Source organism: Bradyrhizobium sp. SZCCHNRI2009, assembly GCF_032485115.1.
Classification (GTDB): domain Bacteria; phylum Pseudomonadota; class Alphaproteobacteria; order Rhizobiales; family Xanthobacteraceae; genus Bradyrhizobium.
The window spans coordinates 389,711-409,926 of the sequence record NZ_JAUEUH010000006.1 but is presented as its reverse complement, the minus strand read 5'-3'; the positions used below and the strand labels follow the sequence as shown (position 1 = coordinate 409,926).

Here is a 20,216-nt window from a genome sequence, read left to right as displayed (position 1 = left end):
CGTTCCGGTGTCCGGTTTTGCGGAATGAGGTCGCGATGTCTAAGCTTCGTGGATTCCTTGCGATCGTTGGACTCTTCCTCGCGTACGGCTCTGGCTTTAGTGCGGCTGCGGAAGAGAGTATTTCCGAGCCGGACGCCTCGCGGGCTTCGACGGCCGGCGAGATGCGGCTCGCTCAGGAGACCAATCGGGTCAGCGCCGATCTTGGGCAGCAGAAGTTCCTCGTTCCATATGTCGTTACATCGGACGGACCGAAAAAGTTCGAGTTGTCGGTGGCGCCGTACGCTGAGCACGTAATCTCGCTTTGGCTTGCGACTGAGCAAGGAACGATAGCGATCGAGCTGTTTGATCCAGATGGATAGCTGCTGGCATCGTGGCGGGAGCCGCGGGGTGAGTGGAAATTCGAGCAAAAGCTTGCTCCGGGCAAGTCCGGAACATACCTCTTCTCAGTGCAGGCGATCGATGGTGCGCTCGTGCACGGGGTTATCGGGGTCAAGGGCTCAATCGTCGAGCGCTGTCCGAAAGACAATGCGCGGGTGATCGACCAACCGGCCGACCCACCGCACTATTTGTGGCCATACCTGCTCATCAGGTCGCTCCGGCTTGCTGCCGATACGCCTGTTCCGATGCATCCGGGAGCGCTGTTGGCGAATTCCAGCAGAGGCGCACCTCGCGCAAGACCGCTTCGTATGTCCCTGCACTTCAACCTGCGATCCACTGAACGATCAGCGGATCGATACTGCATACGGTTGCCTCAAGAAGCTGGCCCAGCAGGACTCTTATTTCCGGCAACAGGAACACCGTGCAGCGGCGCGTAGTTGGCTGCGAAATCCGAGCAGAGCTTGTTCTGGTACTCGATAGGTAACGACGCAAGCACCGATGCGGCCGCCACCGCCCTTGCATCGTCCTTTGATTTCACGGTGATGTAGGCGATCATTCGGTGAAGTGTCAGAAAAATCGAGAAAAAGTTCCGTGTATTGACGTAGAAGCAATGATTGCTTTCGAGCTTTGTGCCCGGCCGGTCCTGCCAATGCCGCTGCACGATTGCGGTCCCCGCATCGAAATCTGTAACGGCAAAATTGCCGTAGCCGAGCCGAGTAAATAGCGGACGATTGCTGAGAAACTTGGCAAGGTCGAGCTCCTGTCCACGCACGGCCCCGATCAGCAGCATCTGATCCGCTACAGGAATGTTCTCACGGATCTGAAATCCTTTCGACAGTTCAAGCGCGCAGACTACGTAGCGCGGAAGGCGGGTCGTTTCCATCGCCTTTCCCTGTGCGGCCGGCGTGCACAGATCCTGCCTGACGAGTTGGGAGAGATGAGCGAGCGCGCCTGATACCCCGACCGCCTTCCCCTTCAAGAGCAAAGGCGCCGGGTCTTTCTCACGCAACGCGATTCCAATATCCAGCAGGCCGTCAAATTCATCGTCTGCAGGCAGGTCGATCTCGAGCGTGGAAGACCAGCCGAACGGCCACAGCCAGATGGTTGACCGCACTTTCCCCGTCGTGTGCCACACGGCCTCGTTCAGCGTTAAGTCGAGATTCTTGGGCCTGCAGCGTAGAGGCCACACGAGATCGCAGGCATCTCCAAACGAGGTTATGGTCCCCGGGATATTGCTAGCGACCGCCTGATAGCGCGGCCAGAAGTGATTCCGGCGCAGGTCGAATTCATCATTCAGTGGAAGAAGGACAAGGTTCGCGAGCTCGATCTTGGCCCCCTGGCTGCGCATCTCGCGATAATCACGAGAGGACCAAAGGAAGTGAACCCGTGGATCAAAATCGGCCGCAACGAACGGCTGCGACCAGAGGTGAACGTCAAAAACACAATAGACAGCGCGCGCCATTATCGATTTCCTCACAAGATCGATTTCCTCACAAGCGCAGCATCCCCGGCATCTCGCTTCGCCGGTCATCCGCAAACCATTGTCTTCTCGCGCTTTGCGCGCTATTCTCAACGAGCTGTACAGCTGGGCGACTGCCCAAATATGTCGCCAGTGCTTACCGACCAGGCGAGCAAGGCGGCAGCGATCTCCTGGGACCGGCCGCAAGGCCGGTCCCGGCCGGCTCTTCAGGTTAAGGTGAGCGGTTTCATTTGTGCAAGATCCTCGCGCCCGGCCGGCAACCGCGCTGCCTTTTCGTCAAAGTACATCCAGAGAAATTCGGTCGGCTCAAGATTGCCGGCTCTTGATTCCTTGATCGGGTCGAACATGGTCGGTTCGACCCCCCATCGGGCTGCTGCATCAATGGGTTTGATGAACTCGTCTTTATCGAACCATTCTTTCATTTCCGATCGGCACTTCGCATCAGGCGCCTTGAGCTGAAACCAGCCGAGCAAAATCCTGCCGCCATTGCTTGCAGGCACGACAAGCGAGCCGAAATATTGCTTGCCATCCGCGATCATCATAACCGGATCGAGCTTGCCCCCGGCCGCACGCACGGCTTTCTGAATGATCGGGCCGACCCTGTCGGTTTCCTGGACAATGCGCGCGTTGCGCTCCCGGGCGCCGATCATCGAAATACCTTGCAAGACGGCAGCCAAGATTCCGCCAAGCACAATTGCAGCGCCACACAGCGCGAGAAACGCGATCGCGCTCACAGTCGATCCGATCCCCGCAAAATGCAGCTGCAAGGAAGGAATGAGGTACGCCGTCCCAAGGAACAAAAGAGTCGAGATAAAGATGCTGAGTGTAACGGACTCGGTCGCGCCCAGTTCAACTCTTGACTCCTTGGGGGCGAATAGCCGCAAAATCATCAAGAAGAACGTGCCGGGAATGACGTACGACGCGAGGCGGAGCGAAACACCGCCCACGCTCTCAGTCCCGAAAAGACCGATGCTCATCTTCTTTTCCGCAACAGATGCGCCGGCGATCGTTTTGTTGTCCTTCACGTTCTGGAGCGAATAACTGACACTGAACGCCAGGTTCTCGTCCCGCTCTGCGATGCTGGAATCGGCCTTGAGGCACATTCTGCTGCGCACCAAGGTCGAACCGGGCTCAACGGTGCCGAGACCGATGGTGTCTTTTACGTCGCATGTGCCGTCTGGCCCGAGGCTTCCGATCTTCAAAGAAGGAGGACCAAACAAGCTAAGACCCGCGTCCATGATCCTGGCTTCGGTCGCATTCTCGATCCATATGCTGAAGCCCATCGTCTGGCCGGCGAGGATTTCATTGCGCGCGAGAATAACCGTCAACGCCGGCTTGCCGGGAGCATCGGCCCAGGTGAGGCCGGGAAGCAAGCAGGCCACCAGTTGAAGGACGATGGTCCAAAAAGCCCCATTGAGCCGAGGAATTGGAATAGAGCGCACGTCCCGCTCCCAATGAATTTCGCAGCGCAAGCTGCGCGGCGCGTTACTGCAGCAAACCTGTTTTCTACTAAAGCTTGCAACAGCGTAGGCTTGCTCGGGGGGCAATGCAAGGCCACTCGGCATCCGACCGGCGAGTTGCTCCCAGGCCTAGGCTTGATCAGGATCAAGCGTTCAAAACGGCGTCACTTCTATCTTGATTCGATGAAAGCCGTCCTTCTGAGGAGCGATTGATGCCTCACAAGCAGGTGCTGTTTCATTCCGCGGCCCGTGAAAAGATCCTGCGCGGAGCCTCGCTGCTTGCGGACGCCGTGCGCGTGACGCTCGGCCCCAAATCAAAATCAGTGTTGATCCAGAAGAGCTGGGGCACCCCGATCGTATGCAACGACGGCGTCACGATCGCCAAGGAATTTGACCTCAAGGATCCGGAGGAGAATCTCGGAGCGCAGGTGCTGCGTCAGGCCGCGGAGAAGACCGGCGATCTCGTTGGCGACGGAACAAGCACCTCGACGATCCTGGCACATGCGATTCTTGCCGACGGCGTCAGGAACGTGGTCGCCGGCGCCAGTGCCATCGATCTGAAACGGGGCCTCGACCGCGCTGCCCACGCGACGATAGCGGCCCTCCATGCCATGGCGCGCCCCGTCAAGACAAAGGCGGAAAGAGCTCAGGTCGCCACCATCTCGGCTCACAATGATCCATCGATTGGCGCGCTGGTCGCCGATGCGCTCGAGAAAGTCGGCAGCGATGGAGTGATCTCGGTGGAGGAGTCCAAGACCACCGAAACGTCGCTCGACGTGGTGGAAGGGATGAAATTCGACCGCGGCTTCCTGTCGCCCTACTTCGTGACCGATGCCGATCGCATGGAAGCGGTTCTTGAAGAGCCATTCATCCTGTTGTGCGACCACAAGATCAGCGCCCTGCGCGACCTCATTCCGCTGCTCGAACAGATCGCAAAGTCGGCACAACCGCTCCTGATCATCGCCGAAGACATTGAAGGCGAGGCGTTGGCCACGCTCATCGTCAATCAGCTTCGCGGCGTGCTCAAAGGCTGCGCCGTCAAGGCGCCCGGTTTTGGTGAGCGACGCAAGGCGATGTTGCAGGATATTGCAATCCTCACTGGCGCCCAGGTCATCTCCGACGATCTCGGTTCGAAGCTCGAAAACACCACTTTGCAGCAGTTGGGACATGTCGCCCGTGTGGTTGCCGACAAGGAAAACACCACGCTGATCGGCAGCAAGGGCGAACGCAGCCAGATCGATGCGCGGCTGCAACAACTCCGCCGCGAGATCGAGAAAACGACCAGCGAGTACGACAAGGAGAAGCTTGAGGAGCGGCTCGCCAAGCTGTCGGGCGGGGTTGCCGTTATCCGTGTCGGAGCGCCGACTGAAGCTGAGATGAAATCACGAAAAGAGGCGCTTGACGACGCCATCAGTTCGACGAAGGCGGCCGTTGCAGAAGGTATCGTGCCGGGCGGCGGGCTTGCCTTGCTTCGATGCATCGAAGCCGTCGGCAAGGAGGAAGCACTCTGCGAAGGCGACGAAAAGACCGGTGTACAGATCTTGAAGCGCGCGCTTGAGGCCCCCGCTCGCCAGATCGCGGAGAACTCGGCAACGGATGGCGGCGTGGTCGTGGCGCGCATGCTGAGTGGCGTCGGCAGTTTCGGGTTTGACGCCGCGCGCAAGCAATATGTCGATCTCGTCGAGGCCGGCATTGTCGATCCCGCGAAGGTCGTTCGGACAGCCCTCGAGAACGCGGTGTCGGTTGCCGGCATCCTCCTGCTCACCGAGGCGACGATGACCGAAATCGCGGAGCCAAAGCGCGAACGGTTAGCGGAACCCGAAATTCCGGTGTGACGCTAGACCACGAAACGGGGCCGTGCCCCCTCCCCCGAGCGGAGCACAACTTTGCGGCGGACCGGTTAGTGACGGCCGGCCATTGACTGTTGATTCAAGTCAACATGCCGCTTCATCCGACGGAGAGTATGGATTGGGTCCCGGAGGGAGGTCGTCGTGATCAATATCAACGACATTCTCGTGCATATTCCGACCGAGCAGCCACCGCAGCCTGTCGTTGATGCCGCCGTCTCGTTGGCTGCCCGGTTCGACGCCCATCTCGATGCGATTGCAGTCGGATACATCCCGCCCAGTAGCGCGTATGTGGTCGATGGAGGCGCGGGCGCAGCAGTCGCCGCTTCAGAGATCTTCGAAATGGAGCGGCAACGCGCCGCCCAACGCAGCGCGGCTGCACTCGCCATTTTCGAGACGGAAGCCCGGAATGCGAACATCTCTCACGCAAGCCGCTCGGTCGAGGACCTGCCCGGTGAAGCCGCGTCCGCGCTCGGCGCTGCGGCCAGGCTCTATGGACTGACGGTGGTCCTGCAGACGGACGCAACACAGGACAGCTACGACACTAGGACTGCGACGGAGATCCTGCTCCAGGCGGGCGGACCCGTCCTGTTCGTGCCGCATATCTTCCGCGGCACCTTCAGAGCCAACCGTATCGGCATCTGCTGGGATGGAAGCCGCCTTGCCGCCCGCGCTTTCAAGGACGCAAGACCGTTTCTTTCTCAAGCAGAAGCGCTGGTCACGATTTCGATCAATGAGGCGCAGGTTGCTCCCACCGAGGCCTCAGCGCGGAAATTGACTGAACACATGGCTCGCGCCGGACTTACGACAACGCTGCTCGAGCTGACGGCAGAGCATTCCGAAATTCAGCCGTCCATCCTGTCCCTGGCCGCCGACGAAAGTCTCGACATGCTGGTGATGGGGGCATATGGGCATTCCCGCCTGCGGGAAGGCATTTTCGGCGGCGTCACCCATGAAATGCTGAGGACGATGACGATCCCGACCCTGCTGTCGCATTGAATCGAGGCCGGCATCCGTGCTCGCCGGATCATGACAACGGACGTGATTGCGGTGACGCCGTCGATCCTGGATGCCGCTATTGTGGCCAATCTAGGAGAACGCATCATGAGCGTAACAGGCGTCACCGCGCTGGATCACACCATTCAGGAGACCAATCTCTGGCTCAAGGCGATCGAGGAGAAGCTGGAGTTCGGTAGTCGTCAACAGGCCTACAACGCGCTCCGGGCTGTTCTGCATGCGTTGCGCGATCGCGTAATTCCGGAGGTGGCGATCAAGCTTGGCGCCCAGCTGCCGATCCTCCTGCGCGGGATCTACTACGAGAACTGGCACGCGGCGGGAACGCCGACCAAGGAGCGACATGCCAGCGACTTCGCGGATCACGTCGCCATGGAGCTGCCCCAGCAGTTTCCCATCGCGCCGCTGACCGTCATTCGCGGGGTGTTCGAGATCGCGTGGGAGAAGCTCGATCCCGGTGAATTTGAGAAACTGATGCACCATCTGCCGGTGCAGATCCGCGAATTGAAATCGTAATCCGGTCATCTGGCCCCGCCCGGCACGTCCGCCGCGCACTCAGCGACGGGACGCCTTCGTACCGGCCCAATCGCGTGTCGCCAGACCAGCGGCGATGCCGTCAGACCGTCGAATGGACCGCGCAGCCGGCCAAGTGAGCTTCCCAAGTGAGCTTCGATGTGCAGGGATCAGCGCTTTCCTGAGCAGCGAGCATTCATTTCCTGACTGCAAGAATGTAGAGGTAGCTCATGATCGCGTAGACGTCCTCGTCGGAAAATTCGATTTGCGGCATGTCCCTGTGCTTCGACACCATGCCTTCCGACAGCTCCGCCTGCAACTCGCGCCGATTGAACCGGGCGTAGATATCGCGCATCGGCGGAGCATTCTCGAGCGGGCTTTCGCCAACCGATTTGATCGCATGACAGCGCCCGCATCTTTCCTGCAGGATGGTCCTGCCTCGTTGCGCGGCCTTGCTGAGGTTCGCGGCATCCACGTTTGTCGGCCAACACGAGAGCAGTCCGACGAAGAGGCCCAGAGCCCGAAACTTGAAACGCCCCGACATGCGTCTGGCTCTCCGCGGCAATATAACAGCCCCGCCCGTTGCTCGAGTGCAAGCGGATTTAATAGCAGACCCGCACGTAATGCACATGCCGCCTGTGCCGGACAGCTCGGACATAGCAGTCGCCGTATCCGTACGGTCCCCAGAACGGACCTGGCCCCCAATACGGTGCCGGTGGGTAGTAATAGGCTGGCCCCGGATAGCCGTAATAGGGATACGGCCCCCAATAGCCGCCGCCGAGGGCCGCGCCGAACAGCGCGCCGGCAGCCAGGCCGCCGACGATTCCCGCGGCAATGCGCCCGTTGCGAGCGTCGGCACCCGTGGGTGCAAGCAGCGCGAGGGTCAGGACGGCCGCGGTCGCAACCGTGCCAATCTTCTTCCCGAAGCTCATTTCACCCTCCTGTGCTGTCATCTAAGATGAGCGCAACTTCGCGTGCGCCACGTTGCGAAGGATCAAGCAATCCGGCTAGCGCTTCAGCATTTTCTTCGTCCGCGACAAGGGTTGAGTGTTGATGACGTCTGCGGCTTCGAGCCAGCCTCGGCGCGCCTGATCGACGCCGAAACGCATGTTGGCGAATCCAGCGGTCGAATGTGCGTCCGTCGAGATCGCCAGCTTGACGCCCGCGGACTTGGCGGCATGAACATGGATATCGTTGAGATCGAGCCGGTCCGGGTCGGCGTTGAGCTCGAGATGACAGCCGCGCTCGCCCGCCGCCGCAATGACGGCTTCCATGTCGATCTCGTAAGGCTCGCGGTCCCCGATCAACCGTCCGGTCGGATGACCGATAATCGAGACATGGCGATTGTCCATCGCCCGGATGATGCGCTCGGTCTGCATCTTGCGCGAGAGCTCGAACTTGTAGTGAACGGAAGCAACGACCAGATCGAGCCGCGACAGGATCTTGTCGGGCAGATCAAGCCGTCCGTCCGCCAGAATATCGACTTCGGCGCCTTTCAGCACCGTAAATCCATCCAGCCGGTCGTTCAAACGGTCGATCTCGTCGATCTGACGCGACAGACGTCCGGCATCGAGACCATGGGCGACAGTGACGTGTTGGCTATGGTCGGTCAGAGCCATATAGGCATAGCCTCTTGCCTTGGCGGCCGTCGCCATCTCGGCGATCGCGGCGGTGCCGTCGGTCCATTTGGAATGGACGTGCAGGTCGCCTCGAATATCGGACAGCGTAATCAGTTTCGGGAGCTTTTTTGCTTTTGCGAGCGCGATCTCGCCGCGATCCTCGCGCATCTCGGGCGGAATCAGGGGCAGCCCGAGCTTGCCATAGATCTCCTCCTCGGTTGCTCCGGCGATGCGCCGCTTGCCGGCGAACAGGCCATATTCGTTCAGCTTCCAGCCGTGATCGTTAGCGAGTCCGCGCAAGGAGATGTTGTGCGCCTTGGATCCGGTGAAATACATCAGCGCGGCGCCGTAGCTGGCCTCAGGAACAACGCGCAGGTCGACGTGCAGCCCGGAGCGCAGCACCACTGCCGTCCGTGTATCGCCATGAGCGAGCACATTGGCGACATTGTCGTATCGAGAGAGTCTCCCGCCGGCGGCGTGGCCGTCACGTGCCACCATCAAGATATCAAGATCACCGACGGTATCGCGCCTGCGACGGTAGCTTCCGGCGACGATCACCTGTCCATCGGTCGCGTCTGGCCTCAGATAAGTGAGGAGTGCTTCCGCTTCGGCTTCGGCCTCGGATAGTCGGAAGCGCCTCTCGGCTCGAGGCTTGGCCAACGCCGCGGTGAGCTTTTCCTCGCTCTTGGGACCGAAGCCCCGAAGCTCTCTCAGGCGACCCGACCTCACCGCGCGCCTGAGGTCCGCGAGTGACCGCACGCCCAGCTTGTCGTAGAGCAGTTTGACGCGTTTCGGACCCAAGCCCGGGAGTGCCGCGATCTCTCCGAGATCGCCGGGCAGTTAACGCTTGAGCTTGTCCAGCACATCGAAATGATGGGTCGCGATGATCGTTTCGATCTTTCCGGCCAGATCCTTGCCGATCCCTGGCAGCTCGGAAAGATCCTCACCCGCCTTCAAGAGGTTGGTGATGCTCCTGGGCAGACGTTCAATCACCCGCGCAGCATTGCGATAGGCCCGCGAACGAAACGGATTGTCGCCTTTGATCTCGAGAAGTTCGGCGGTCTGGTCGAACATCTCTGCAATTTCGGCATTCTGTACCGGCATCGATGCACCTCCGTCGCTTGACAAGCTAGAGAGGGATCGAGCCGCTTCCCTTGATGCAGATCAGAATTCAGGGACGCGAGCCTATCCGGTCGGCGACAGCTGCCAGCTGTTCAAGATGGCTTGAAATCTGCACCGGATAGGGCGCGACCGCTTTGGAGGTTCTCAGCTCCGGAGGCAGTAGATCGAGCTGCCGGCGCGCGTGAGCCCGGATGTCGTGAAGTGAAGGTTGAGAGGCGATAGGGCGTCCGCCGAGCATCACCGCCTGGATCAGCGTTTCCCCCTCTTGTTGGTCCTCCTCGGTCGAAAGAATGTCTGCGAGCATGCGGCCCTTCCTGTCATACCGGCGCCAAACCTGCTTGCGGCCGGGCCAGGTGGCCTTTCCCGTCGAGCGCTTGCGACGGGGCAAGCCCGCATACTCCTGCAGCTTATAGGCACAGTCGAGTGCTGGCGCATCGGACGACGTGACGAGGCCCGTGCCGATGCCGATACCGTCGATCGGCGCCGCATCCCGAGCGAAGGCAATCAGGGTACCCTCCTCTATCCCGCCACTGACGAAGATGCCGGTGTCCTTGAGTCCGCCGGAATCCAGAATGCAGCGCACCTTCTTGGCGAGCGCAGACAGATCCCCGCTGTCAAGCCGCACGGCGCTGACCGCAATTCCAAGCTCCTTCAATCGGGGCGCCAGCTTGACGACCTTCCTCGCGGCCGCCTCGGTGTCATAAGTGTCGATCAGCAGGACGAGATTCTCTGGCCTGGCGCGCGCAAACGCCTCGAATGCTGCAGCTTCGTCATCAAAGGATTGAACAAACGAATGCGCCATGGTGCCATAGGTCGGAATGCCGAATGACTTCTCGGCCAGGAGGGTTGCCGTACCGGAGAATCCAGCGACATAGCTCGCGCGGGCGGCCAGCAGCCCTGCCTCGGCACCATGGGAGCGACGCAAGCCAAAATCGACCAGGAGCTTGTCTGGCGCGAGTAAGACCATGCGCGCGGCCTTGGACGCAATCAGCGTCTGAAAATGCAGGATGTTGATCAGGCGCGTCTCGACAAGCTGCGCCTCCGGTAAAGGAGCCGTAACCCTAAGGATCGGTTCGTTGCCAAAGAACACGGTGCCTTCCGGCATCGCATGAACCTCGCCGGTGAAGCGGAAATTGGCGAGATAGTCGATCAACGACTTGCTGAATTTTTCCGTTCGCTCAAGCCAGCCGAGTTCGTCTTGCGAGAACCGTATGTTTTGCAGGAAGTCGAGCGCCTGCTCCAGTCCGGCCGCCATCAGGAAGCTGCGCTGAGGCGGCAGCTTGCGCACAAAGAACTCAAATACGGCTGTATCAGTCTGGCCCGATTCAAGGTACGCTTCGATCATGGTCATCTGATACAGATCGGTTAGCAGCGCGCTCGGTAACGGGTCCATCGATGTCCTCGGCGCTCACATGACGTCAGCCATCCTGTCGATGTCTGCGCATCCCTATTTGACGCCGGTCAAGAGGCGGAAGCAAGTTGCCTCTATCCTCTTTGGTGGAAACGCCGCGGCGTCGCGAGCAAGGCGCGGCAGTGAGCGTCCGAGGCAAGAGCCATGCCCTATCGCACAAACATCGATCTTCCCCCTGCTGTTCGCGCTCACCTCCCATCGCACGCGCAGGACATCTATCGGGAAGCATTCAACCACGCCTTTGCCTCCCATGCGGAAGACGAACGGCAGGAAGAGATTGCTCACCGCACAGCCTGGGCAGCGGTGAAGCGATCCTACGTGAAGGTCGACGACCGCTGGGAACCGCTGCCCCACGACCATTAGATGCCGGCTCGTCAGGAGGCGTGCATGGATCTGCTTGATGGAAACTGCCTCAAAGTGGCAATCACCTCGTCGTCGCTGACCTGATGAAAGTCGCGATAGAAATAGCCGATCGCGCCAAACTCCTGAGGCTCATGCAGACAGACGACGGCATCGACTTCCGCATGCAATTTCCTGATGGCGTCCGGCGGCGCGACCGGGACCGCAAGCACGAGCTCTCTCGGTTCCTGCTTCCGAACAGCCTTGATGGCAGCAAGCGTGGTTGCGCCTGTCGCAACGCCGTCATCGACGATGATCGCAACCTGCCCCTTGACTTCGGCGCGAGCCCGATCGCCCAGATAGCGCTTGCGGCGCCGTTCGATCTCAGCACGTTCCTCCCTGCAGACGACCTCAAATTCTTCGGAGGTGACGCCGGATAGCTCGATCACGTCCTGGTTACGTATGGTGGTCATGCCCTCACCATCCGCGATGGCGCCCATTGCGAGCTCCGGCTGCCCCGGCAGCCCGATCTTGCGGACCAGCAGCAGATCGAGTGGCGCATTGAGGGCTGCTGCGACTTCCGCCGCAACCGGCACGCCGCCGCGTGGCAGCGCAAGAACGACCGGGTGCCGCCCCTTGTATTTGAGCAGCGCCTCGGCGAGTTGCCGGCCGGCATCGGTTCGGTTCTGGAACAGCATGGCAGACCTCATGCGGAAGAGAGGCAGGATATGAGCCGGACAACCACTGCTATTGATCCGTATCAAGCTGCCGGCTGCCTCGATTGGCGATAGGCATCATATGCCCGGATGGCAGAATGAACCCTGGGGCGAGGACGCTGAGAACGGCAGCGCGAGCGCTCTTGCTCGCAAGGTGGCGTTTCTCAGCCGGCCGAACAGTTATGTCCCGGCGCCCGACGCTGTGATCACGCGGGAGACCCACATGTCCTGGGTCTTCATGGTTGACGAGCGCGTCTACAAGCTCAAGAAGCCGGTTCATTTTCCATATCTCGATTTCTCCAGCCTTGAGCGCCGCGCAGAGGCCTGCCGCGCTGAGGTTTCGCTGAACCGAAGGCTGGCGCCCGACGTCTATCACGGCGTGGTGCCGCTGACGGCTGCGCCGGGTGGCTACGCCATCGGAGGAGGCGGACACATCGTTGATTGGCTCGTCGTCATGCGCCGGCTCGACGAAGGCCAAACGCTCGAAGTCGGGCTTCGCGATCGCAAGGTCTCCCGGGCCCAGATCGATGGTTTGGCAAGTCGCTTGAGCCGCTTCTATTCGCATGCGCGCCGGATCATGATCAATCCGGAGAGCTACATGGTGACCCTGCAAAAGGCAGTTCTGGCGGATCGGCGAGGTTTGCTCGAGTCGGCCTTCGACCTGCCCCGCGGCACCATCGAGCGCATCGCCAACCTGCAATGCCGTTTCCTGCGGCAGCGGACCGATCTACTGGCGCAGCGGGTGCATCACCGGCTCGTCCTCGACGGCCATGGCGATCTGCGGCCGGAACATATCTGGTTGAGCCCTCCCTTCCCCATCATCGACTGCCTGGAGTTCAATGCGCGCTTGCGGACGTCGGATGCACTGGACGAAATTGCCTTCCTGCACTTGGAATGCGCTCGACTGGGAGGACCGTGGGTCGGTGAGAGGCTTCGGCGATATCTGGCCGTCCAGCTCAATGATGACCCGGCCAGCGGACTGTTCTTGTTCTATCGGATTGGCCGCGCCATGCTGCGCGCCAGGCTATCCATCGCTCATCTCGTCGACGCCCATCCACGGACGCCGGAAAAATGGCCGCGGCTGGCGCGCACCTATCTCAAACTTGCCAAGGCGGACGCAGCGCAGCTTGAGCGGCAGCTCACGGCGTGAGCCAGAATTTGAATTGCGGGGATCAATCCTGATACGGAAGCAGCTCCGTCAGCGGCTCGTTGTGGTGCAGCCGACGAATGGTCTCTCCGAGAAGGGACGCCGCCGAGACAATCTCGAGCTTATCGCGAACCGCGCCCGGCGGAAGCCTGAACGGTGGCACGCTGTCGGTCGCGATGATGCGGCCGATCGCAGGGTCGGCGAGCGTCGCTGCCGCGCCCGGCATGAACAGGCCGTGCGCGACGCAAGCTATCACCTCTTCGGCTCCATGGGCACGGGCCGCCTTCGCCGCCCGCACCAGGGTTCCACCGCTGCTGATGAGATCATCCACGATTACGCACAGCGCGTTCGCCACCTCCCCGGCGAACAAATCGCCCGAAACGACGCCGGAGCTGCGATGCTTCTCCACGAATGCCTTGCCGATCGGACGGCCGAGCGCTTTCCCCAGAACCTCGCGAAGCAGGTCCGCGCGCTTGCCGCCTCCGAGATCCGGCGAAACCACGGCAATCGGCCGATCAGCCGCGATCGCCTTGATCCTGCCGATCAAGAGCGGCGCCGTGCTCAGCGCTACCGATGGGCAACGGAACGCGTTCTCGAACGCGGCCTCGTTGTGAACTTCGAGGGTCACCACTGCGTCAACACCGATCGCCTCGAACATGGTCGCAAGATAACGGATCGTGACGGGGTCATTGGCCTTGGTGCGACGATCCTTTCGCGCATAGCACAGATACGGTGCGACCGCCGTCACCCGCGCAGCACCGGCATCCTTCAACGCTCCGACCAGGAACAGCAGCCGGCACAGCTTGTCGTTCGGACTCTCGTCAGGACCGCCGTGGAGGCTATGCAGAACGTAGACGTCGCAGCCGGCGACAACTTCCAGCGGCCGCACCTTGTGTTCGCCGTCCTCGAAGCTGCGTTCTTCGACAGCGGCGAGACGGCATCCGAGCGCGTGAGCGATTTTTTCGCCAAGCCCTTCCGTGCCATGAAGACAGAACAAACGCAGGCGATCACCAATCATCGGTTACCTCCAACGTCAAACCTGCTCGCCGCTCGCGTCTCGGCCGCCGATCTAAGCCCGCAGCCCATGTTTCCCGAGCAATCTGACCGTGCTCGCCTGCGGTCCTTTTTCTCCGATCTCCTCGACGTAGCTTACGCGGGCGCCGGGCACGATGCTTGGTCCACCATCAACGACACTATTACAGTTGAAATAGACTTCGTGGCCGTCGGCGGCTTCCAGAAAGCCGAACTGGCCGCTTGGATCGATACGCGCAACGGTTCCGATCGGTTGAGGCTCGTGCGTCTTGACATCGCCACGCATCAGTCGCGCCCGGTCCTGCAGTTGTCGACGCGCGCGTTTGAATGCGTTGTCCACGGCGAAGGTCAAGTCGACGTACCGTTCATCCAGCTTCGGGGTACGTCCAACGTGGACTTCCCGACCGTCGGGCAGCGCCAGCCGAACGCTCACCAGATATTGACCGCCGGTTTGGTGATGACCGCCCGGACCTTTGACCATGACGCGCGCCGCGGTGATCCGGCCAAAGCGGCTCTCCAGTTCCGCGACATGTTGCTCAACGGCAGCCCGGATTTCAGCGGAGACGCGAATCCCTTCAAATTCGATTTGAACTGGTGTTTGCATTTCCGGCTCCTCTCCCGTGTCGAACTTATTGGACCACGGGAGCGAGGAGCAGCTTTGAGCAAGATCAACTTGCCTTTAGCGTTCTGGCTGCCACGCGATCACGATCAGCTCGCAGCAAACACGAAATCGTCTGCGCGATCGCTCGCGCAGACGCCAGGGCATCCGGAACCAATCAGCCGATCTCACCAGGGGCCGCCCCACGGACCACCCAGCCATAATAGCGATGCCGCCAATACGGACGGGCATAGTAGGGACGGCCGTAATACGGCCCGTAGCCGACGCCGACATAGCCGTAGGGCGGACCATAATAATAGGGATCGTCGTAGTAATAAGGCGATGCCGTCGCCGCGATCCCGGCGCCGAGAAGCGCGCCGGCCGCGAGCGCGCCTGCTCCCCAGCCCCAGCCGCCGCCACGCCAACCGCCACCACGCCAGCCGCCGCCATGCCAGCCGCCATAGCGGACCTGAACCGTGCTGAGCGGCGCAACGTCGGCCTTCGCCGCGGCCGACAGCGCAGTGACGGGTGCAGACAACGCCGGAGCGCTCGCTCCGGCCAGCAGCGCGCCGGACAGGGCCAGCGCTCCCACATAGTTCAAGCTTCGCATCGCAAGGACTCCTCGACCAAGGTCATCACGCATGACTGCCCGCGAAGGTCATCCGGCGCAGTCCTCCGCCGCGATCGCGGCGACGAGCAAATGAGTTGCTCGTCGCTACGAACCACCTGTCGACGCGACCGTTCCATTGCAAAAGCGCGATCGCCGGCGAGACATCGATGTCATCCTTCAATGCCGGCCGAGATTGCTCGAGCTGCCGGAATTGTCGTCGCCGGTGCTCGGGCTGTTGTTGTCGAGCGAGCCGGTGGCGTCGTTCGGCGCCGATGGCGTGCGCCCCGATCCGTTCCCCGCCGCGCCCGATCCCATTCCGGTCGTCCCCGTCGCGTTTCCGGGTCCGCCCGGCGTTGAGGTTGTCGCGTCGCGGGAGGCGCCGGCGCTGCTGCTACCCGTGCCGCTGCTATCAGCCAAGGCGAGATGGCTCGGCAACGCGAGCGCAGCAGCGGATGCGATCAAGGCCAATTTCATGAGGAGGTCCTTCCTTAAGGAAGGACAAGGCCGCCTCGGATGGGACGTTCGAAGGATCAGCCGCGCCGCTTGCGGCCCTGCGCTGCCGCGGCCTGCTTGCGCAGACCCTCGGCCGCGCTGCCGACGATCTCGGAAATCTGCATCAGTTGCTTGGCGAGCGGGCTGGTCTTGCGCCAGACCATGCCGACCGTGCGCTGCGGCTGCGGATCGGCGAAGCGCGCCAGCGACACCGACGCCGACCGCGTCTCGACGCCGACCGCCATCTCCGGAATCAACGTCACGCCCATGCCGGCGCCGACCATCTGCACCAGGGTCGACAGCGAGGAAGCATCGAGCATCTCGCGCGGCGCCTGCATGTTGCAGAACGACAGCGCCTGGTCGCGGAAGCAGTGCCCCTCCTCCAGCAACAGCAGCCGCATCTCGCGCAGCATCTCGCTGCTCGGCACCGCCGCGCCTTCATATTCCGGCGGCCGGACCAGCAGGAAATTCTCCGCGAACAGCGCGACCTCGGTCAGCGACGGCTCCGACACTGGCAGCGCGACGATCGCGGCATCGAGCCGGCCCTCGACCAGTTCCTCGATCAGCTTCGGCGTCTTGGACTCGCGGACGTGGATGTCGATCTCGGGATGTCTGCGCGTCAGGTTCCCGATCACCTTGGGCAGCAGATAGGGCGCGATCGTCGGGATCATGCCGAGCCGCAGCCGGCCCGTGAGCTTGTCGCGCGAGGCGCGGGCGAAATCGCCGAGCTCATCGACCGAGCGCAGGATCTCGCGCACGCGCTCGGCGAGCTGCTCGCCGAATCGCGTCAGCACCACCTGGCGCGCATTGCGCTCCAGCAGCACGCCGCCAAGCGCGTCCTCCATCTCCTTGATCTGCATCGACAGCGCCGGCTGCGAGATCGCGCAGGCCTCCGCGGCGCGGCCGAAATGGCCGAGACGCGCCAGCGCATCGAAATAGCGAAGCTGCCGCATCGTCAAATGTATCATCAGTTTATCTTATCGTTCACCGCCGCGGAGTCAATTTTCCCTGACCACAATCTTGAGATGCAGCGGTCATGCACCGTGTCCATATGCGTTTGAATGGCGTCAGACCAGGTTCATCAGATAATCTTATCGTTGCGATCACCAATCTCAATTTCCCCTGATCGAAGCAGCCGCGTAGGGTCCCGGCTCCCACCCCAGGGGGGAACCATGACGATCACGTCAGGAGAGAAACATGGATGACGTCAGCAAGTGCCCGTTTTCGGGCGGCTTGAAGGGATTTTCGAACAAGGATTGGTGGCCGAACCAGCTCAATCTCTCGGTCCTGCATCAGCACTCGAACCTCTCCGATCCGCTCGGTGAGGCGTTCGATTATTCCAAGGAATTCAAGAGCCTCGATCTCGACGCGCTGGTCAAGGACCTGCACGCGCTGATGACCGATTCGCAGGACTGGTGGCCGGCCGATTTCGGCCATTACGGTCCGCTGTTCATCCGCATGGCCTGGCACGCCGCCGGCACCTATCGCATTGGCGACGGCCGTGGCGGCGCCGGCACCGGCCAGCAGCGCTTCGCGCCGCTGAACAGCTGGCCAGACAACGCCAACCTCGACAAGGCTCGCCGCCTGCTGTGGCCGATCAAGCAGAAGTACGGCCAGAAAATCTCCTGGGCCGACCTGTTCGTGCTGACCGGCAACGTCGCGCTGGAATCGATGGGTTTCAAGACCTTCGGCTTCGGCGGCGGCCGCGCCGACACCTGGGAGCCCGAGCAGGACATCTATTGGGGTCCCGAGGGCAAGTGGCTCGCCGACGAGCGCTACAGCGGCGACCGCGAGCTCGCGGGCTCGCTCGCTGCCGTGCAGATGGGCCTCATCTACGTCAACCCGGAAGGCCCGAACGGCAATCCCGATCCGCTGGCTGCCGCGCGCGACATCCGCGAGACCTTCGCCCGCATGGCGATGAACGACGAAGAGACGGTGGCGCTGATCGCCGGCGGTCACACCTTCGGCAAGACCCACGGCGCGGGCGATGCGTCGCTGGTCGGGGCCGAGCCGGAAGGCGCCGACATCGCGCAGCAGGGTCTCGGCTGGGCCAGCAAGTACGGCTCGGGCAAGGGCGGCGATACCATCACCTCCGGCCTCGAAGTGATCTGGACGACGACGCCGACCAAGTGGAGCAACAACTTCTTCTGGAATCTGTTCGGCTACGAATGGGAGCTGACCAAGAGCCCGGCCGGCGCGCATCAGTGGAAGCCGAAGCACGGCGCCGGCGCCAACACGGTGCCGGACGCGCATGACAAGTCGAAGCGGCATGCGCCGTCGATGCTCACCACCGACCTCGCGCTGCGCTTCGATCCGGCCTACGAGAAGATCTCGCGCCGCTTCCTGGAGAACCCGGATCAGTTCGCCGACGCCTTCGCCCGCGCCTGGTTCAAGCTGACCCATCGCGACATGGGTCCGAAGGTGCGCTACCTTGGCCCGCTGGTGCCGAAGGAGGATCTGATCTGGCAGGATCCGGTGCCGGCCCTCGATCATCCCGTTGTCGACGACAAGGACGTCGCGGCGCTCAAGGCGAAGATCCTCGCCTCGGGTCTGTCGGTGTCGCAACTGGTGTCGACGGCCTGGGCCTCAGCCTCGACCTTCCGCGGCTCGGACAAGCGCGGCGGCGCCAATGGCGCGCGCATTCGCCTGGCTCCGCAGAAGGACTGGGCGGTCAACAACCCGGCCGAACTCGCCAAGGTGCTCTCGACGCTCGAGGCCATCCAGAAGGAGTTCAACGCGCAGGCCTCCGGCGGCAAGAAGATCTCGCTCGCCGACCTGATCGTGCTGGCCGGCAATGCCGGCGTCGAGGCGGCCGCCAAGAAGGCCGGCGTCGAGGTGACCGTGCCGTTCGCGCCCGGCCGCACCGATGCCTCGCAGGAGCAGACCGACGTCGAGTCGTTCGCGGTGCTCGAACCGACCCATGACGGCTTCCGCAACTATCTCAGCGGCAAGCAGTGGCTGTCGGGCGAGGAGCTGCTGGTCGACAAGGCGCAACTGCTCACCTTGACCGCGCCGGAGATGACCGTGCTGGTCGGCGGCCTGCGCGTGCTCGGCGCCAACGCCAACGGCTCCAAGCATGGCGTGTTCACCGAGCAGACCGAGACGCTCTCCAACGACTTCTTCGCCAACCTGCTCGACATGGGCGTGGCCTGGCGTCCGGTCGATCAGGGCGAGCACACCTTCGAGGGCCGCGACCGCAAGTCCGGCGCGATCAAGTGGACGGCGACCCGCGCCGACCTGATCTTCGGCTCGCACTCGCAGTTGCGCGCGCTGGCTGAGGTCTATGCCAGCTCGGATGCCAAGCAGAAGTTCGTCAAGGACTTCGTCGCCGCCTGGACCAAGGTGATGAACCTCGACCGGTTCGATCTGAAGGCCTGAGGCGACAAGCCGACTGACCGACACCAAAGAGAAGCGGCGCTTCAGTGATGAAGCGCCGCTTTTTTCATTGGACATGTCTATCAGTCGCGGGCCCGTCAGCGCGCCGCGGCCGAGCCGCCGCCGTCGATCTGGCGGCCCATCAGCGCGATCGCCTTCTGATAGACGCCGGCGGCGTTCCAGGCCTCGATGGCGGCGAAGTTCGGCTCGCCCGGCTGATAGCCGGCGCCTGCCTTCCAGCCGTTGGCGCGCAGGAAGTTCGCGGTCGAGGCCAGCGCGTTGGCGGCGACGTCGAGATTGCCGACGCCGTAAGCGAGGATGTTCTTCGGCATGAATTGCGTCTGCCCGACCTCGCCATGCATCGAGCCGCGGGTGTTGCCCGAGAGCACGCCGCGGTCGATCAGCTTGAGCGCGGCATAGAGCTGGTCGGTGAAGAACTCCGGACGGCGGCAGTCATAGGCGAGCGTCGCGATCGACGACAGCATGTGCTGATTGCCGCGCTGGCTGCCGAACGCGCTCTCCATGCCCCAGATCGCGATCAGCGGTCCGGGCGGCACGCCGTAACGCTGCTCGATCGAGGCGAACATCGCCGCCTGCGACTGCTTGAGCTGGCGGCCGCGCGCGACGATCGCAGCAGCCCCGCGCTTGGCGAGGAACTGATCGAGCGACAGCGAGAAGCTGCGCTGGCCGCGATCGGCGGCGATCGTCGCGGAGGCGTAGTTGGTCTGCATCAGCGCGGCGATCGCGGCGCCGCCGACGCCCTTCGCCCGCGCCTCCTCGCTGAATTCGCGCTTCCACGCCTCGAACCCCGCCGGCGACGAACCGCACTGCGCCGCTTGCGCAACGCCGCCGCAGGCTGCGAGCAGCGTCGCGACGGTGAACGTGAAGGTGATCATGGCCCGGCGCTTAATCATTCAGACTCCTCTGATCGCGTCCGCCGATGCGGCCTGCATCGTGACCCCTGTCGGGACATCGGACGCCGCTGCGCGGCAATATCGGCCGCTCCCGGTTGAAACGGCGACAACCTATCGGAAATGGAAGAAAATCATAGCCGGCGGCGCAT

At 62.3% G+C, this 20,216-nt stretch carries 21 protein-coding genes; 7 read left to right on the top strand and 14 right to left on the bottom strand.

From position 1 onward, the window contains the following. The first annotated feature begins 35 nt into the window (after positions 1–35). Complete coding sequence (locus QX041_RS23190; protein ID WP_315718470.1) at positions 36–359, top strand: hypothetical protein; 324 nt, start codon at positions 36–38, stop codon at positions 357–359. 392 nt (positions 360–751) lie between these two features. Here the strand turns inward: QX041_RS23190 and QX041_RS23185 are convergent, their stop codons facing one another. Together QX041_RS23185 and QX041_RS23180 are read right to left on the bottom strand one after the other, a co-directional pair. Continuing rightward, complete coding sequence (locus QX041_RS23185) at positions 752–1,840, bottom strand: hypothetical protein (protein ID WP_315718643.1); 1,089 nt, start codon at positions 1,838–1,840, stop codon at positions 752–754. Between the two features lie 224 nt (positions 1,841–2,064). Further along, on the bottom strand, positions 2,065–3,300 hold the full coding sequence (locus QX041_RS23180) for a hypothetical protein (protein WP_316166606.1): 1,236 nt from the start codon (positions 3,298–3,300) through the stop codon (positions 2,065–2,067). A gap of 230 nt (positions 3,301–3,530) precedes the next feature. Between QX041_RS23180 and groL the strand changes: the two genes are divergently transcribed. From groL to QX041_RS23165, 3 genes are all read left to right on the top strand, one after another. After that, positions 3,531–5,153 carry a chaperonin GroEL gene (gene groL / locus QX041_RS23175; RefSeq protein WP_315718645.1) on the top strand — a complete coding sequence of 541 codons (1,623 nt, stop codon included), beginning with the start codon at positions 3,531–3,533 and terminating at the stop codon, positions 5,151–5,153. Between the two features lie 156 nt (positions 5,154–5,309). Then, on the top strand, positions 5,310–6,164 hold the full coding sequence (locus QX041_RS23170; RefSeq protein WP_315718646.1) for a universal stress protein: 855 nt from the start codon (positions 5,310–5,312) through the stop codon (positions 6,162–6,164). A gap of 30 nt (positions 6,165–6,194) precedes the next feature. Next, complete coding sequence (locus QX041_RS23165; protein ID WP_316166604.1) at positions 6,195–6,695, top strand: DUF2267 domain-containing protein; 501 nt, start codon at positions 6,195–6,197, stop codon at positions 6,693–6,695. Between the two features lie 193 nt (positions 6,696–6,888). On the opposite strand, the gene QX041_RS23160 is transcribed toward QX041_RS23165, so the two are convergent. The 5 genes from QX041_RS23160 to QX041_RS23140 form a co-directional block, all read right to left on the bottom strand. Continuing rightward, entirely contained in the window at positions 6,889–7,236 is a 348-nt protein-coding gene (locus QX041_RS23160) for a cytochrome c (RefSeq protein ID WP_315718648.1), read from the bottom strand. Positions 7,237–7,294: 58 nt separating this feature from the next. Further along, positions 7,295–7,624 carry a hypothetical protein gene (locus QX041_RS23155; RefSeq protein ID WP_315718649.1) on the bottom strand — a complete coding sequence of 110 codons (330 nt, stop codon included), beginning with the start codon at positions 7,622–7,624 and terminating at the stop codon, positions 7,295–7,297. A 75-nt stretch (positions 7,625–7,699) separates the two neighbouring features. Continuing rightward, on the bottom strand, positions 7,700–9,151 hold the full coding sequence (gene polX / locus QX041_RS23150; RefSeq protein WP_316166661.1) for a DNA polymerase/3'-5' exonuclease PolX: 1,452 nt from the start codon (positions 9,149–9,151) through the stop codon (positions 7,700–7,702). After that, entirely contained in the window at positions 9,152–9,415 is a 264-nt protein-coding gene (locus tag QX041_RS23145; RefSeq protein ID WP_316166603.1) for a hypothetical protein, read from the bottom strand. It lies immediately after the preceding gene. A 67-nt stretch (positions 9,416–9,482) separates the two neighbouring features. Beyond that, positions 9,483–10,826, bottom strand: a complete 1,344-nt coding sequence (locus tag QX041_RS23140) for a nicotinate phosphoribosyltransferase (RefSeq protein ID WP_316166602.1) — start codon at positions 10,824–10,826, stop codon at positions 9,483–9,485. A 162-nt stretch (positions 10,827–10,988) separates the two neighbouring features. On the opposite strand from QX041_RS23140, the gene QX041_RS23135 reads away from it, so the two are divergent. After that, entirely contained in the window at positions 10,989–11,207 is a 219-nt protein-coding gene (locus QX041_RS23135) for a ChaB family protein (protein WP_316166601.1), read from the top strand. 11 nt (positions 11,208–11,218) lie between these two features. On the opposite strand, the gene QX041_RS23130 is transcribed toward QX041_RS23135, so the two are convergent. Beyond that, positions 11,219–11,881 (bottom strand): phosphoribosyltransferase, encoded by a 663-nt coding sequence (locus tag QX041_RS23130; RefSeq protein WP_316166600.1) that lies wholly within the window; start codon positions 11,879–11,881, stop codon positions 11,219–11,221. Between the two features lie 241 nt (positions 11,882–12,122). Here QX041_RS23130 and QX041_RS23125 point away from each other — a divergent pair, with 241 nt between their 5' ends. Continuing rightward, positions 12,123–13,049 carry a hypothetical protein gene (locus QX041_RS23125; protein ID WP_316166599.1) on the top strand — a complete coding sequence of 309 codons (927 nt, stop codon included), beginning with the start codon at positions 12,123–12,125 and terminating at the stop codon, positions 13,047–13,049. A gap of 22 nt (positions 13,050–13,071) precedes the next feature. Here QX041_RS23125 and QX041_RS23120 read toward each other — a convergent pair whose 3' ends face one another. The 5 genes from QX041_RS23120 to QX041_RS23100 all read right to left on the bottom strand — a co-directional run bounded on the left by QX041_RS23120 (position 13,072) and on the right by QX041_RS23100 (position 16,746). Further along, complete coding sequence (locus QX041_RS23120) at positions 13,072–14,064, bottom strand: ribose-phosphate diphosphokinase (RefSeq protein ID WP_316166597.1); 993 nt, start codon at positions 14,062–14,064, stop codon at positions 13,072–13,074. 51 nt (positions 14,065–14,115) lie between these two features. Further along, positions 14,116–14,682 (bottom strand): HPF/RaiA family ribosome-associated protein, encoded by a 567-nt coding sequence (locus QX041_RS23115; RefSeq protein ID WP_315714350.1) that lies wholly within the window; start codon positions 14,680–14,682, stop codon positions 14,116–14,118. A gap of 172 nt (positions 14,683–14,854) precedes the next feature. Then, positions 14,855–15,286, bottom strand: a complete 432-nt coding sequence (locus QX041_RS23110; RefSeq protein WP_316166596.1) for a hypothetical protein — start codon at positions 15,284–15,286, stop codon at positions 14,855–14,857. 177 nt (positions 15,287–15,463) lie between these two features. Then, on the bottom strand, positions 15,464–15,760 hold the full coding sequence (locus QX041_RS23105) for a hypothetical protein (RefSeq protein ID WP_316166595.1): 297 nt from the start codon (positions 15,758–15,760) through the stop codon (positions 15,464–15,466). Positions 15,761–15,816: 56 nt separating this feature from the next. Beyond that, complete coding sequence (locus QX041_RS23100; RefSeq protein ID WP_316166594.1) at positions 15,817–16,746, bottom strand: hydrogen peroxide-inducible genes activator; 930 nt, start codon at positions 16,744–16,746, stop codon at positions 15,817–15,819. Positions 16,747–16,975: 229 nt separating this feature from the next. On the opposite strand from QX041_RS23100, the gene katG reads away from it, so the two are divergent. Continuing rightward, positions 16,976–19,156: a catalase/peroxidase HPI gene (katG, locus tag QX041_RS23095; RefSeq protein ID WP_315714346.1), complete on the top strand. Its 2,181-nt coding sequence runs from the start codon at positions 16,976–16,978 to the stop codon at positions 19,154–19,156. Positions 19,157–19,251: 95 nt separating this feature from the next. Here katG and QX041_RS23090 read toward each other — a convergent pair whose 3' ends face one another. Beyond that, positions 19,252–20,067 (bottom strand): lytic transglycosylase domain-containing protein, encoded by an 816-nt coding sequence (locus QX041_RS23090; RefSeq protein WP_409977953.1) that lies wholly within the window; start codon positions 20,065–20,067, stop codon positions 19,252–19,254. Between the last annotated feature and the right edge of the window lie 149 nt (positions 20,068–20,216).

Coding starts and splice junctions, on each gene's coding strand:
- QX041_RS23190 (WP_315718470.1), top strand. CDS start 36: ATGTCTAAGCTTCGTGGATTCCTTGCGATCGTTGGACTCTTCCTCGCG.
- QX041_RS23160 (WP_315718648.1), bottom strand. CDS start 7,236: ATGTCGGGGCGTTTCAAGTTTCGGGCTCTGGGCCTCTTCGTCGGACTG.
- QX041_RS23115 (WP_315714350.1), bottom strand. CDS start 14,682: ATGCAAACACCAGTTCAAATCGAATTTGAAGGGATTCGCGTCTCCGCT.
- QX041_RS23125 (WP_316166599.1), top strand. CDS start 12,123: ATGTCCTGGGTCTTCATGGTTGACGAGCGCGTCTACAAGCTCAAGAAG.
- QX041_RS23135 (WP_316166601.1), top strand. CDS start 10,989: ATGCCCTATCGCACAAACATCGATCTTCCCCCTGCTGTTCGCGCTCAC.
- QX041_RS23110 (WP_316166596.1), bottom strand. CDS start 15,286: ATGCGAAGCTTGAACTATGTGGGAGCGCTGGCCCTGTCCGGCGCGCTG.
- QX041_RS23130 (WP_316166600.1), bottom strand. CDS start 11,881: ATGCTGTTCCAGAACCGAACCGATGCCGGCCGGCAACTCGCCGAGGCG.
- QX041_RS23155 (WP_315718649.1), bottom strand. CDS start 7,624: ATGAGCTTCGGGAAGAAGATTGGCACGGTTGCGACCGCGGCCGTCCTG.
- groL (WP_315718645.1), top strand. CDS start 3,531: ATGCCTCACAAGCAGGTGCTGTTTCATTCCGCGGCCCGTGAAAAGATC.
- QX041_RS23145 (WP_316166603.1), bottom strand. CDS start 9,415: ATGCCGGTACAGAATGCCGAAATTGCAGAGATGTTCGACCAGACCGCC.
- QX041_RS23165 (WP_316166604.1), top strand. CDS start 6,195: ATGACAACGGACGTGATTGCGGTGACGCCGTCGATCCTGGATGCCGCT.
- QX041_RS23185 (WP_315718643.1), bottom strand. CDS start 1,840: ATGGCGCGCGCTGTCTATTGTGTTTTTGACGTTCACCTCTGGTCGCAG.
- QX041_RS23140 (WP_316166602.1), bottom strand. CDS start 10,826: ATGGACCCGTTACCGAGCGCGCTGCTAACCGATCTGTATCAGATGACC.
- katG (WP_315714346.1), top strand. CDS start 16,976: ATGGATGACGTCAGCAAGTGCCCGTTTTCGGGCGGCTTGAAGGGATTT.
- QX041_RS23100 (WP_316166594.1), bottom strand. CDS start 16,746: ATGATACATTTGACGATGCGGCAGCTTCGCTATTTCGATGCGCTGGCG.
- QX041_RS23105 (WP_316166595.1), bottom strand. CDS start 15,760: ATGAAATTGGCCTTGATCGCATCCGCTGCTGCGCTCGCGTTGCCGAGC.
- QX041_RS23090 (WP_409977953.1), bottom strand. CDS start 20,067: ATGATTAAGCGCCGGGCCATGATCACCTTCACGTTCACCGTCGCGACG.
- QX041_RS23120 (WP_316166597.1), bottom strand. CDS start 14,064: ATGATTGGTGATCGCCTGCGTTTGTTCTGTCTTCATGGCACGGAAGGG.